This is a genomic window from Flavobacterium sp. WV_118_3 (assembly GCF_039778605.1).
GTDB lineage: Bacteria > Bacteroidota > Bacteroidia > Flavobacteriales > Flavobacteriaceae > Flavobacterium.
Window position 1 is genome coordinate 690,846 of the sequence record NZ_CP156060.1, and the last position, 13,241, is coordinate 704,086.

Here is a 13,241-nt window from a genome sequence, read left to right on the forward strand (position 1 = left end):
TTTTATTGGGTTCGTGTTCTAAAGAATCTGACAAAAATAGCAAGGTGGCTCCAGTGGTCCGTCAGATCCAAAAGCATATCGCTAATAGTGCTACCGATGCCGATAGTTCCGGAACCTATAGAATCGCCGAAATCAATAAAGCGCTAGAACTTGCCGTTGCTGCCAAAATCGATTCGCTACAGTTAAAAGCCATTGCCGGAAAATCGGAAACGCTTAATTGGTATTTTACAGACCAGTCCGAATCGTATACAAAGGACTTTCTGCAGTTTTCAGAACTAAAAAAAGATACCTTTTACATCGCGATGGCAAAACGTGACTTGGGCAGATATTATGCGACTAAAGGGAAAGATACCCTTGCTTATGGCTTACTTAATAATGCCAAACAGTTATTGGACAACCGCGGAAAGGAAGATCAGGAAATGTATATACTGTTATTACAGTCGGATATTGTCGAACGATCGAACGATTATGGTATGGTAGCCGATTTGAATGTCGATGTACTGAAACTGAATAAAAAAAATAATAATCGATACTATTATGCTTCGGCGAATAATAATCTGGGAATTGCCGATAAATCCATGCATAATTACAGAAAGGCGATCGAAAATTTTGAAAAAGCCGCCGATAGTACTGATGAACCGGAAGATCGTTGGATCATCAAAAATAATATCGGATTGAGTTATACTTATTTGGGCGATTATGCCAAAGCACGCCCGATATTCGAATCGGTTATCCAAAAAACAACCGTCGACGCGACCAAAGCAAGAGCCTATGATAATCTGGGTTTTATGTACTATAAAGCCGGAGATGCCAAAAGTTTGGAGTACTATAAAAAAGGGTATGAAATCCGATCCAATAATCCGATGTTAGCGAGTGATCGAATTGTAAGTGAGTTGCATCTTTCCGATTATTATAAAAACAGTAATCCGACACTTGCGGTACAATATGCTACAACAGCTTACGACCGTGCAACCAAAATGCGACGAATCGACGACCGACTGGAGGCGCTTAAACGTTTAACCGCTTTAAGTTCCGGAGTGGCTGTAAAATCCTATTCCTTAAAATTCCAGGGATTAAACGATAGTATCAGTCGGGTGCGGCAGTCCAAAAAGAACACGTTTGCGCAGATCAAATACGAATATAAAGATACCCAGGAAGAAAATCTACGCCGAAAAGCCAGCGAAGCACAAAAAACAGCACAATTGGCTAAAGCCGAAACTCAAAAACTCGGATTGGGAATTTTAATCCTGATTGGCGGTGGTGCGATCTTTTTTGTGATCCGTAGGATGCAACAAAAAAGCCGGGAAGAGAAGCTCCTGGAATCCTATAAAACGGAAACCCGTATTGCCAAAAAAGTACACGACGAACTGGCGAATGATGTATTTAATGTGATGACTTTCGCCGAAATAAAAGATCTTTCGGATACCGAAAATAAAGAAATCCTACTCGAATCGTTGGATAAAATCTATACCGGAAGCCGAAATATTTCCCGAGAAAATAGTAGCATCGATACCGGAACACTCTATCCGGAACAGTTAAAAGAAGTGATCAAAGGATACAAAAGCGAACAGGTAAATGTTATGTCCAGCGGGATGGATCAGATTAACTGGGATGAGGTCGATCCGACTAAAAAAATTGTGGTTTATCGGGTTTTACAGGAATTATTGGTCAACATGAAAAAACACAGTAAAAGTTCGCTTGTGGTCGTTCGTTTCCAACTGGATGGGAATCGGATTCAGATCGATTATTCCGACAATGGCGTGGGAATCGATAAAAATAAACTCGCTGTAAAAAATGGATTGCGAAATGTGGAAACCCGTATCGAAAGCATTTCCGGATCCTATACTTTTGATGCTGTTCCCAATAAGGGATTTAAAGTAAGTTTTTCATTTCCAAAGTAAATTGTACGAAGTATGTTTAAAAAGATTTTAATTGCCGAAGATGTCGATTCCGTTAATTTAGGAGTAAAACAACTACTGGAGGAGTTTGTAACGGAAGACCGTATCCATCATGTACAATATTGTGATGATGCTTTATTAAAAGTTAAAAGAGCCAAAATCGATCAGGAACCGTTCGATCTATTGATTAGCGACCTGTCGTTTGTTGATAATAAATTCCGGGAAAACAAGCTCAATTCCGGAGAAGAATTAATTGAGGCCGTACGACGTGAACAGCCCGATATCAAAGTTATTGTGTATTCTATTGAGACAAAACCGTATGTGATCCGGACATTGTTGGAAGAAATGGACTGTAATGCCTATATCAACAAAAGCCGGGAAAGTATACGCGAATTAAAACAAGCCATCCGGACGATTTATGCCAGCGATGAAAAGTTTGTTTCTCCGGAATTACGATACGGAAAAGCCGATTCCGAACTGGATGAGATCGACGAACAGGATATTCAGATTATTCGCCTGTTATCCAAAGGTTTTGATCAGGGCGAAATTGCCGACGATATGCATTATAGCCGAAGTAGTATCGAAAAGCGAATCAATCGTTTAAAGACATCCCTGAAAGCCAAAAATAATCCGCATCTGGTCTCCATTTCGAAAGATCTGGGATTGATTTAATAACGACCCTTTTAAAACACCTCTTTCGGGGTGTTTTTTTTTGCCGTTTGTTCGCATTTACGTAAAACCGTAATGAAGTCCTTTACAGGCATCCTAGTTTTGGAGTGTGATATAAAAATAAAATAAACATTCAAAAAACAAATAGGATGGAATTAGTGAGCCAACTCAAATCATTAGCCGATAAAATCGATCAGATGAAAGACAAGATCGAAACGGAAGAGTCTACAAAGCATGCCTTTGTATTACCATTTATTAACCTTTTGGGATACGATACCTTTAATCCGATGGAAGTAGTACCGGAATTTACGGCTGATATCGGACTTAAAAAAGGGGAAAAAGTTGATTATGCCATTTTCCAGAATGAGGTACCGATCCTGATCGTAGAATGTAAAAACTGGAAAGAAAACCTGACAGTTCACAATTCGCAGTTATTCCGGTATTTTCATGTGTCGAAAACGAAGTTTGCTTTACTGACCAATGGAATTCAGTATCAGTTTTATACCGACCTGGACGAAAAGAATAAAATGGACGAGAAACCTTTTTTTGAGTTTGATATTACCAATCTTAAAGATGCCGTAATTCAGGAAATTAATAAGTTTCACAAGTCGAATTTCGATGTGGAAAAAATAACGGATAACGCCAGTGCTTTAAAATATACGAAGGAAATTAAAAAATTGATTGCCGAAGAGCTGCAAACTCCTTCTTATAAGTTTGTTCGCCAGTTTGCCGAGCGGATCTATTCTGGTCGTCTGACAGAACGTGTGATGGAAGAATTTCAGGAACTGGTGTATAAAGCTTTTAATCAGGTAATAAATGATCAAATTAACGATCGATTGAACGCCGCATTAAATAAAGAAGCTAAAAAACAACAAATCGAAAATGTGGACGTCGAGCCAACAAGTAAAGTGATTACTACCGATGAAGAAATGGATGGTTTCCGCATTGTGGTGGCCATTTTGAGACGAAAAGTAGGAGTGGACCGGATTGTTCCCCGAGATACAAAATCGTATTTCGGGATATTGTTGGATGATAACAACCGGAAACCGATTTGCAGGTTACATCTGAACGGTGGGAAAAAATATATCGGATTATTTGATGAAGAAAAAAACGAGACCCGTTATCCGATAGAAACCATCGATGCTATTTACCAGTTTGAAGAGGCTTTGTTGGAAAGTCTCAGCTTTTATGACAACGAATAGCCGTTGGCTGGAAAACGCTAAAATCCGGTTTGGAATAAACCGGTATTATAACCCATTAATACATTTAAAAAAGATGATCAAATATATTTTTTGGCTAAGTCTATTGTTATGGAGCAGCAATGATTTGATAGCACAAACGAAATCGGGAAAACTACTGGCTTCCTGTTGTGAGACAGCCGGAAGAGGTTGTAACGGATCCGATTATTGTACTGCCTGTACCAATTGTAGTGGTTGTAAATATTGTAAAAGTGGTGGCACCTGTGGTGTTTGCAGGGATAGAAGTACCGACGTAATCACCGTAAAACGAAAAGAAAAAAAGACGCCTTCCGGTACAAAAATTAAAACGGTAACGGTTACCAAAAAAGCCGGATTTTATAAGGATCAACCGCTATATATCACTGCCGTATCTGTTGCTTTATACGAAGGTCCGGGAAAAAATTACAAAATAATCGAAACCGTTAAAAGAGGACAACGGGTGATTTTTATAGAGGCTAACGAGCCGTGGCTCAAAGTAAAATCCGAAAAAACAGGAACGGTTGGTTATGTCCATCGCGATGTCTTACAATAAAAGCTATTATAAAGATGGATACCACTACTACAATTTCTCCCGCTTTAAAAAGTCATTTGCTCAGTTTATACCAGATCGCAATTTCAGATGATCATTTTTCCGTATCGGAGCTGGAAATGCTCTACCAACTCGCGGAAGAAAAAGGATTGACCAAAGATGACCTGGGGGGACTACTGTTACATCCCGTAATGCATGGTATGGTATTGCCGGAACGTCTGGAAATCCGTATCGAATATCTGTATGATCTGACCCGTATGATTTGGGCCAATGGCAGAATAAGCGGTAATGAAAGGGAAGCGCTACAAAAATACTGTAGAAAATTTGAATTCCTCGATGAGAATATCGAAGATCTGACCGATTATTTTATCGATTGCGTACAAAAAGGGATTCGGAAAGAAGAAATTATTAACCAGTTAAATGCATAAAGGATGAAATCATTACAACAGTTATTTCGTTTAAAAAATGATGAAGTGTCGCAGCAGCTACCGGATGAAACGCAAACCGGATCCCGGGAACTGGTTCGCTTAACCCATTACCAGCGCGGATTTGGAGCTTCCGTAAAAGCGATGGGGAAACCAATCGTATTTAAAGCCTGCCTGCAAAATCTGTACAGGAGTTTTGAAGAGCAATGCCGCAAACAAAAAGTAGAACAGGAGGCCTTAAAACAGATTTACAGAGAAGAGCAGGAACGCAACCGTTCTGAACTTAAAAAGTGTGAAACCACCATTGAAATTGCCGAAGCAAAAGAAAAAGAACTCAACGAAACCATAGAAAGAACCCGGAAAGATATGGTCGAGGTGCGTCAGCATCCGGAAAAATACGGGATCGAAGGTGGAAAAGGTATCAAAGTGCAGTTTTATATGGGATTGGCTTTTTTGTTTCCGATTACGTTGTATCTGTTGGTATTCTATATTTCAGCTTGTTATTCGGCTTTTTTTAAAGAGTTTGATGATAATAGTCTTACGGCTGCCATTTTTGATGCCGATGCCTTAAAAAATGCGTTTAAGGCCAGCTCGTTGGAGGGTATTTTTATCATGACCATTCCCTTTGTGTTTATGGGATTAGGATATCTGATTCATATGCTGTTACAAGAAAAAGGAAAAATGAAATGGATTAAAATAGGACTGCTCGGTTTGGTGACGTTTTTATTTGATGTCATATTGGCTTATCAGATTGAAAAGAAGATCTATGATTTTAATAAAACGACGTCGTCGGAACCGTATACACTTAAGATTGCTTTGTTTGAAGCCGAATTCTGGCTGATCATCTTTGCGGGCTTTATGGTGTATATCATTTGGGGATTGGTTTTGGATAGTATGATGAAAGAATATGAAAGCCTGGATAAAGTTAAAACCTTTATTAAGGTAAAAAAAGAAGAACTGGTCAATCTGGAAGCTGCAAAAAATGCCAATACCGAAAAATTAAACGAAGGCAAACAGCAAATCACCGCCATAAACGGAATCATAGCCGAATTGCAAACCAAAATCGATGGTTTTATTATCCCGGTTAAGGAATATTTTTACCATCACCATAAATATAAAGAAGGGTGGTTTCAGGCGGTATCGGCCGAAATTGCCTTACCACACCGGGAAAAAACACTTTTGCTGGAATTATGCGAAATCATTTCCAAAGAACATTTAAACGATATTGGATTGGGTGAGCCCGAACTGCAACCACAGATAGCGATTGAAACATAAACCTACTATATCATGAAACAAAAAATAATACTTTCGATAGTCCTGGCGCTATCCTTATTTTCGATTTCCTGTATTGAAAATACACCCGATACTACCGAAAAAGAACAGCCGGTTGCCAGTGAAACAGCGGAAAGAACCAAGCCAACTGAAAATTATAATATCAGTATCTTTTTGGATTTGTCCGATAGGATCGACCCAATCAAGCATGTCAATAAGACAATGGACTATTATCAAAGAGATATCCGCTATATCAAGGCTATTTCCGAGGCTTTTGCTGATCATGCCAGTCAAAGAAAAATAAACCAGGTTAATGATAAGTTACAGTTGTTTTTTGACCCGGAGCCTAAAAATACCAAAATTAATACGATATCTGAAAAACTTAAAATCCGACTGGATAAAAACAATATTTCCAAAGAAAAATTAAATGAGATCCGAAAAATTTATGCGGATTATCCAATCCAGATTTACGAATTGGCAATAAAAGATAAAGCTTATGTTGGTTCGGATATCTGGGGGTTCTTTAAAAACAAAGTAGCCGATTATTGTATTGAGGCAAATAGCCGTAATATTTTGATCATTCTAACTGACGGTTATATTTTTAATAAAGGGTCCGAATTAAAAGATGGAAACAGAACCAATTACCTGCTTTCGAAGACTATTCGAAATAATAAGCTGAATGATGCTAAGTGGAAAGAAAAAATGGATGCCGGCAATTTCGGATTTATTAAAGCCGCAACCAATTTGTCTAATCTGGAAGTTTTGGTTTTAGGGATCAATCCGGATACAAAGAATACGAATGAAGAAGCGGTGATTATAGCCTACTGGGAAAAATGGCTTAAAGAAATGAAGGTGAACAACCCTAAAGTCAGCGGTGCTGAATTGCCCGCTAATATGGAAAAAATAATTAAAGATTTTATCGCTCAGCAAAAATAACCGACTACCGGTTGCATTGATTTTTTAATTACAATAATATGAGGCATACCGTTTTCTTTTTTATCCTGCTTTACACTTGTCTTGTTTCGGCTCAGGTCAAATTTTGCAGTTGGAATTTATCCGATTTCGGAAAACGAAAACAGCCGGAAACCATTGCTTTTATTGCAAATACCGTCAAGGAATATGATGTGGTGGCGATTCAGGAAGTTGTAGCTGGATTTGGCGGCGCACAGGCGGTTGCCCGATTGGCTACAGCACTTAATCGCACCGGAGACAAATGGGATTATACGGTGAGCGTACCAACGACCGGATCATCCTATAAAACCGAACGCTATGCGTTTCTCTGGAAAACAGCCCGTATCAGGAAAGTAAAAGCCGAATTGGATCCGGTTTTTCAACTTGAAATCGATCGGGAGCCGTATTACGGTACGTTTTCCTATAAAGGAAAGTTGTTTACGGTGGTCAATTTTCACGCGATTACCAAAAGCCGGCAACCCGAAACCGAAATCAAACATTTTAAAAAAATCCCATTGCGGTTATCGGAACATAATTTGGTATTTGCCGGCGACTTTAATTGCCCGGAATCCCATACCGTTTTTAATCCGTTAAAAGGAATGGGCTTTCAACCGGTGTTCCGGAATCAGAAAACCTCGCTTAGACAACGCTGCATAGCTCAGGATTGTCTGGCATCGGAATTTGATAATATTTTTTATAATGTAAAGAAAATCAGGTTGCTAAATAAAAAAGCGCATCTTTTTTATACGAAATTCGAAAGCCTGGCACTGGCCCGAAAAGTCTCCGATCATATTCCGATTGGTTGTACTTTTTTGCTATTGTGATTTGAAGCAAATTATTGGTAACGGATACTCAAATTAAAACAAAACCCATGAAAACAAAATTACCCTATTATCTGTTTTGTATACTTATTCTGGTGTCTTGTCAGGATAAAGAGCTGCTGCTAAACGAAGAAACGGAAACAATTCCCGCCGGACTCATGGCAACGCCTTCGAAAGTAGTCGAGATAAACGAACCCGATACAAGCCTTAACGGTGACTATTGTGCTACGGTATCGATTAATGATCCGGAAGCCAAAAATGCTTCCAAACACAATCTGACAATCAAAGTGGAAAAAGGATATCTAAAAGAAATCCGGAATGAAGATCATACGGTGATACAAGACTTTCAGGGGGTCTTTTTTAATGACGACCGGTTTACAGAATTTCAGACAAACGGACTGGAATACCGGATTAGTATTCTCGCAACGCTGGAGGAATGTTATAGTGGTGAATTAAAAGGTTTTTCAGTGCGCTGTAACGGAATAACCCAAAAAGGGAAACAATGTAAAAACAGAACATTGCACGCGAGCAAACTTTGTGTGCATCATCGGGAATAAATAAACGGATGATTATAAAAGGACTTTTGTAAACTTTAAACGGACTTTTATTCTGTCTTTTTTATACTTTTTGTAAAACGCTGTGTCGTTATTTTAAGAGTAGTTTTTTGTAAAGTATGTTTTTTATCTTAAAAAAAATGAAGAAATATAACGGATCGTAATTTTTTTGGGGTTACATTCAATAATCGTTAAAAAGATGCCTTTTTCAAGTCGGACAGTGGTTGCATTTTGTAAATTTGTTTTTAGGGGATGAAGTTTGTAACTTCATCATTGAGCAAATTACAATCGACGATTTTTATAATGCAAAAGAGTATAAAGGATCTTCGGATTTTACTGGACAAGAATTCGGAAGACAGCAGTTTTAATATTATTTCTTCAATCACGGACATCAAGGGAAATATCATCTATGCCAATCAGAAATTCTGCGAAATTTCTAAATATGAAGAAACGGAATTACTGGGAAAAAACCATCGGATACTAAACTCCGGGCATCATCCGAAAACGTTTTTTAAAACCATGTGGAAGACCATTGGTAACGGTAATGTATGGGATGGTGAAATTCGAAACAAAGCTAAAGACGGAAGTTATTACTGGGTCTATTCGATTATCTTTCCGGTTTTTGACGTCCATAATAAAATCACACAGTATTTTTCAATTCGCGTTCCGATTGACGAGAAAAAGAAACTGGACGAACAACGCGAAAAAAGAATCCGAAGACTGGAAAAAATTCTTTTTAAAATATCCCATGAAGTACGACAACCGGTTACGCAGATTTTAGGCGTGTCCGATTTGTTAAAAGAAACACAGTTAAATCAGGATGAGTTGCGAATGCTGATTGAGGGAATGAAAGAATCGGCAGATCTGTTGAATTTATATACGCGCGAGCTAAATCAATATGTACATAAAATGAAAAATGAAGAGTACGAGTTGTTGCTTGCGGCCAGCGAAAACCCGGATGGCAGTTATTTTACCAATTTGTAGGAAACAATGGAATAATTGCAGTACTTTTTAGGGTTCCTTATATAAGGAAAGGAATAAAAAAATATATCTTTGTGAGGAAACCAACCTCCTTCCATCCGCATGACTTCCGAATATAACATACTGATAGCCGATGACCATAGTGTGGTAAGACAGGGCGTATCGTTGATCCTGAAATATTCACTGCCGAATATCATTATCAACCAGACCGATACCTTAAACGGGGTTTTGGAAAAAATGGTTGTAACTACTTTCGACCTGATTATTCTGGACATCAATTTACCCGGAGGCAATAATGTTTTAATGATCGAAAAAATAAGAGGAATCGATCCGAATGTGAAAATTCTGATGTTTTCGGCTTTTGAAGAAGATCTGTATGCGATGCGGTACCTCAATTCGGGAGCCAATGGCTATCTGAATAAACTAGGGAACGAAGAAGAAATCGTCGAAGCAGTTCGGAAAGTAATGACTACCGGAAAATATATCAGCGACAGTCTGAAAGATAAACTGATCAACGACCTGTTAAACAATGTTTCCCAAACCAATCCGCTCGAACGACTTTCCAACAGAGAACTGGAAATTAGCCGGTTGTTGGTGAATGGTTACGGGAATCTGGAAATTGCCAATCATCTCAATATCCAGATGTCAACCGTGAGTACCTATAAAGGCCGGATTTTTGAAAAACTGGATATCAAAAATGTCGTTTCGCTGGCTGATCTCTTTAAGCTTTACGAAAATAACTAAAACGACTATTTTAGGATCAGTGTAATGGTTGTTCCTTTCCCCACTTCGCTTTCCAAAGTGATGTCTCCATGAACCAGATGTAGTAATTCGATTATAATATGGAAACCAATTCCTTTGGTAAATTGTTTCCGGTCACTTTCGGATTTCATTTTCTGAGCCAATGTCTGGTAATAGTGTAACATTTCCGAATGCATGCCACATCCGGTATCCATAAGGCTAATACGAGTGGAGTGCTTGTCCTGAACCGCACTAAAACGAATCGTTCCATTAATCGTGTTTTTGATCGCATTATCCAGTAAATTGTGCAGAATGATGGTAAAAAGCTGTTTGTTGAGGTTCAGATAAATGGTGTCTGAAACTGTATTTTCCAATTCGTTGCGTTTTGATTTTGCAATCGGATCGAAGAGTTTTATTTTTTCATTGATCAAATCACGAAGTGCAAAAGCCTCATTTTGTAAATTGTCTTTATTCAGATAGATTTTAGAATATTCCAACAGGTTGTTTACAAAGTGATACAATTCGAACGACGACGTATACATGGTTTTGATGTTTTCCTGAAAGTCGGGATTGTCGCGATCCAGGTTTTCATACAGGTATTTCCCGGTTAAGGCCATGTATTTTAGCGGACTTTTGATGTCGTGGGTAATGGAACCGATTAGTTTTTTATGCGAATGAATCTGTTCACTCAGATCTGTCTGTGTTTGGGTGAGTGCTGTAATCGTGCTTTTTAATTCGGCTGTACGGTGTGAAATTCGTTTTTCGAGCAATAGGTTCTGATGGCGGATGTATTTGGTTCGCTGGCGGAAGCCATAATAAATCAGTAAGGCTATGGTGAGTATTAGCAGACTCTTAAACCAGATGGTTTGCCAAAAAGCAGGAGGAACTATAATCGTAACGGTCTTATAATCGTACTGCGAATCGAATCCTCTTACTTTACGAGCGGTTAAGGTATATTCACCCGGATATAGAGTGGTATAGGAAATGGTATAATTATCGCTGGTTTTGGTCCAGTCTTGATGGACATCGTTTCCATCCAGACGGACTTCAATAGTGAGGTTTTCCGGGTTACCGTAAAACGGACTGTTAAAGGAAATGACTACACGACTAAAATCCCGGTTTATGACGAGCGTGTCGTTAAAAGTAACAGAACGATCGTCTACTTTAGCTTCGTTACTATAAATCGGATTGGTGGGGAGTATAGGAGTTACCTTTTTACTGTCGAAAAAAGTCAACCCTTCAAATGATGGTAAGGCGATGTAACCATTGGGAAGATTGGTCGCACAGGGGTAGCAACCGCCATTAAACTCATTGGTACTAAAACCGGAACTTTTATCGTAATAGTGATAATAAATGGTGTTTTGTTTTTTATCGGCATAATCAAACAGACTTTGTCGGGATACCTGAAATAATCCTTTGTTTGTAGGAATCCAGATAAAACCTTTCTGGTCTTCGACTACACAATGTGCCGAACGGAGATACTTGTTTTTGTCGAAAGGGAAGTGAGTGGTTCCCTGGTGATTCCGGATCAGAAATAAACCGTTATTATAGGTATATACCCAAATATTATTTCCATCGGAGCAATGAATGCCACGAACATACGATTCGTCGATAACGCTGTTTCGCGTGATGTATTTGGTGTTCAGATCCATATGGTACAACCCGGAAGGCGATCCGATCAACATTCGCGAATTTCTGTCTTTATAGATGTTGTTGGGCGAAAAATCAAGATTGGCAACTGGCGTGAGTTTGGGCGCTGCAACATTTGGATCAATAGTATACAGTTGTCCTTTTTTATATGTCTTACTGTCGGTGGTTCCAATCCAAATCCGGCCTTTTTCGTCTTTATAAACCGCACTCATAAAATACTGAAGCGTCCAACGGTCGTAAGTGGTAAAATTCGCGCTTTTTTTATAACGGTACAGGTTACGGATATCTAATGTCCAGATATCGCCGTTATTGTCGATAACCGAATAGAATTTTTCACCTTTTAACGAAGACGGCAGATGTGTAATGGTTCCTCTATAGTCTATAAGCTGTCCTTTTCCGGTCAATACACGGGTCGAATCGAATAAAACATTAGAATAGGTCACCGGATCCTGTTCGTCGACATAACTTTTAAAAGATTCCGGACGGATAATTAAAAAACCTTTGGTAAGACTACCCAGGTAAAGGATGTTTAATTTGGTGTCGTAATAAAACGCATGTACTTTTTGCTTTTCAACGTCAAAATGGGATAGGATCCGTTTTTTATGCAAACCGTTTTGATCGGCTGTCAGATAATACAGATTTCCGTCGGCATACAAAAAAGCCTGATCAATCGCATTGTTGATATAGATGCTACCGTCTTCTTTTGTTGGTTGATCCATTTCTATAGGAATCAGCTTTTGCGGAGTAACTACAGAATATTGCTTTTTACTTTTTAGGTATAGGGTATTGTTTAGGATAAAAAGCTCGGAGTCGAAAGCCAGTTTATGCGGGTAACCGCTAATTCGTTTTTTAGTGCTAACCGAGTAATAGCGGATACTATCCGGGTAAAACTGAAATACTTTATCTTTGATCAAGACCTCATAACGGCGGTAATATTTGAAAAAAGAAGTGGATATTTTGATATTGTTGCCAAACAAACGCCCGATTTCGTTTAACGAATGAATGTCTTTTCCGTCTTTGTAATAAAGCTTCGGATCGGTTTCAATTTTTAGAATCTGACCGAGATCATTCGCTACATAGTGGCCTTTGCCTTTGTAGTTTTTTTTGACAAACTTCATCCGATTGGATTTCAGTCCTTTTATATTTTCACTATTGTATACTTTAAATTGTTGTCCGTCAAAACGAACCAGACCGTCTTCGGTTGCCAGCCAGATAAAACCAAGTTCGTCCGGAACAATCGATTTGACACTATTTTGTGGCAATTGTCCATTATCGGAAGTATACCATTTGTAGAGAGGATCCTGTTGCCCGAATACCGGTATAACGCTGATTATAAATAGTAGTAAAAGACGTGAAAAAAGAGACATAGGAACGATTTTGACAAACTGATCATCTGAGGGTTGTCGGGAAAGAACCAATATTACAAAAAAATATACAAGATTTAACAACTGTTTTTGTAGAAATAATTCTACAGAAATGATTAAGAATCCGTACAAAGGAATTGTTTTGAAC

The 13,241-nt window shown here is 38.6% G+C and carries 12 protein-coding genes; 11 read left to right on the forward strand and 1 reads right to left on the reverse strand.

Annotation, left to right across the window (positions count from 1 at the left end; genetic code table 11):
- Positions 1–44 precede the first annotated feature (44 nt).
- From ABFU83_RS03320 to ABFU83_RS03370, 11 genes are all read left to right on the forward strand, one after another.
- A complete protein-coding gene (locus ABFU83_RS03320) occupies positions 45–1,901 on the forward strand; it encodes an ATP-binding protein (protein ID WP_347068930.1) in 1,857 nt (618 codons plus the stop codon).
- Between the two features lie 12 nt (positions 1,902–1,913).
- The gene (locus ABFU83_RS03325) at positions 1,914–2,570 is read left to right on the forward strand and encodes a response regulator (RefSeq protein WP_347068932.1); all 657 of its coding nucleotides are present in this window, start codon (positions 1,914–1,916) and stop codon (positions 2,568–2,570) included.
- 146 nt (positions 2,571–2,716) lie between these two features.
- A complete protein-coding gene (locus ABFU83_RS03330; RefSeq protein WP_347068933.1) occupies positions 2,717–3,769 on the forward strand; it encodes a type I restriction endonuclease in 1,053 nt (350 codons plus the stop codon).
- Between the two features lie 73 nt (positions 3,770–3,842).
- Positions 3,843–4,337 carry an SH3 domain-containing protein gene (locus tag ABFU83_RS03335; protein ID WP_347068935.1) on the forward strand — a complete coding sequence of 165 codons (495 nt, stop codon included), beginning with the start codon at positions 3,843–3,845 and terminating at the stop codon, positions 4,335–4,337.
- Between the two features lie 14 nt (positions 4,338–4,351).
- The gene (locus tag ABFU83_RS03340; protein WP_347068936.1) at positions 4,352–4,762 is read left to right on the forward strand and encodes a hypothetical protein; all 411 of its coding nucleotides are present in this window, start codon (positions 4,352–4,354) and stop codon (positions 4,760–4,762) included.
- Between the two features lie 3 nt (positions 4,763–4,765).
- Positions 4,766–6,034, forward strand: a complete 1,269-nt coding sequence (locus tag ABFU83_RS03345; protein WP_347068938.1) for an ABC transporter permease — start codon at positions 4,766–4,768, stop codon at positions 6,032–6,034.
- Positions 6,035–6,046: 12 nt separating this feature from the next.
- A complete protein-coding gene (locus ABFU83_RS03350) occupies positions 6,047–6,967 on the forward strand; it encodes a hypothetical protein (RefSeq protein ID WP_347068939.1) in 921 nt (306 codons plus the stop codon).
- Positions 6,968–7,005: 38 nt separating this feature from the next.
- Positions 7,006–7,806 carry an endonuclease/exonuclease/phosphatase family protein gene (locus ABFU83_RS03355; protein ID WP_347068941.1) on the forward strand — a complete coding sequence of 267 codons (801 nt, stop codon included), beginning with the start codon at positions 7,006–7,008 and terminating at the stop codon, positions 7,804–7,806.
- 47 nt (positions 7,807–7,853) lie between these two features.
- Complete coding sequence (locus ABFU83_RS03360; protein ID WP_347068942.1) at positions 7,854–8,360, forward strand: hypothetical protein; 507 nt, start codon at positions 7,854–7,856, stop codon at positions 8,358–8,360.
- A 249-nt stretch (positions 8,361–8,609) separates the two neighbouring features.
- Positions 8,610–9,341 (forward strand): PAS domain-containing protein, encoded by a 732-nt coding sequence (locus tag ABFU83_RS03365; RefSeq protein ID WP_347068943.1) that lies wholly within the window; start codon positions 8,610–8,612, stop codon positions 9,339–9,341.
- A 99-nt stretch (positions 9,342–9,440) separates the two neighbouring features.
- Positions 9,441–10,082: a response regulator transcription factor gene (locus tag ABFU83_RS03370; RefSeq protein ID WP_347068945.1), complete on the forward strand. Its 642-nt coding sequence runs from the start codon at positions 9,441–9,443 to the stop codon at positions 10,080–10,082.
- A 5-nt stretch (positions 10,083–10,087) separates the two neighbouring features.
- Here ABFU83_RS03370 and ABFU83_RS03375 read toward each other — a convergent pair whose 3' ends face one another.
- Entirely contained in the window at positions 10,088–13,096 is a 3,009-nt protein-coding gene (locus tag ABFU83_RS03375; RefSeq protein WP_347068947.1) for an ATP-binding protein, read from the reverse strand.
- Positions 13,097–13,241 lie beyond the last annotated feature (145 nt).

Bases quoted from the DNA above. Each gene is read 5' to 3' on its own strand.
- ABFU83_RS03355 (WP_347068941.1), top strand. From the start codon at position 7,006: ATGAGGCATACCGTTTTCTTTTTTATCCTGCTTTACACTTGTCTTGTT.
- ABFU83_RS03350 (WP_347068939.1), top strand. From the start codon at position 6,047: ATGAAACAAAAAATAATACTTTCGATAGTCCTGGCGCTATCCTTATTT.
- ABFU83_RS03330 (WP_347068933.1), top strand. From the start codon at position 2,717: ATGGAATTAGTGAGCCAACTCAAATCATTAGCCGATAAAATCGATCAG.
- ABFU83_RS03370 (WP_347068945.1), top strand. From the start codon at position 9,441: ATGACTTCCGAATATAACATACTGATAGCCGATGACCATAGTGTGGTA.
- ABFU83_RS03345 (WP_347068938.1), top strand. From the start codon at position 4,766: ATGAAATCATTACAACAGTTATTTCGTTTAAAAAATGATGAAGTGTCG.
- ABFU83_RS03325 (WP_347068932.1), top strand. From the start codon at position 1,914: ATGTTTAAAAAGATTTTAATTGCCGAAGATGTCGATTCCGTTAATTTA.
- ABFU83_RS03375 (WP_347068947.1), bottom strand. From the start codon at position 13,096: ATGTCTCTTTTTTCACGTCTTTTACTACTATTTATAATCAGCGTTATA.
- ABFU83_RS03365 (WP_347068943.1), top strand. From the start codon at position 8,610: ATGAAGTTTGTAACTTCATCATTGAGCAAATTACAATCGACGATTTTT.
- ABFU83_RS03340 (WP_347068936.1), top strand. From the start codon at position 4,352: ATGGATACCACTACTACAATTTCTCCCGCTTTAAAAAGTCATTTGCTC.
- ABFU83_RS03335 (WP_347068935.1), top strand. From the start codon at position 3,843: ATGATCAAATATATTTTTTGGCTAAGTCTATTGTTATGGAGCAGCAAT.
- ABFU83_RS03360 (WP_347068942.1), top strand. From the start codon at position 7,854: ATGAAAACAAAATTACCCTATTATCTGTTTTGTATACTTATTCTGGTG.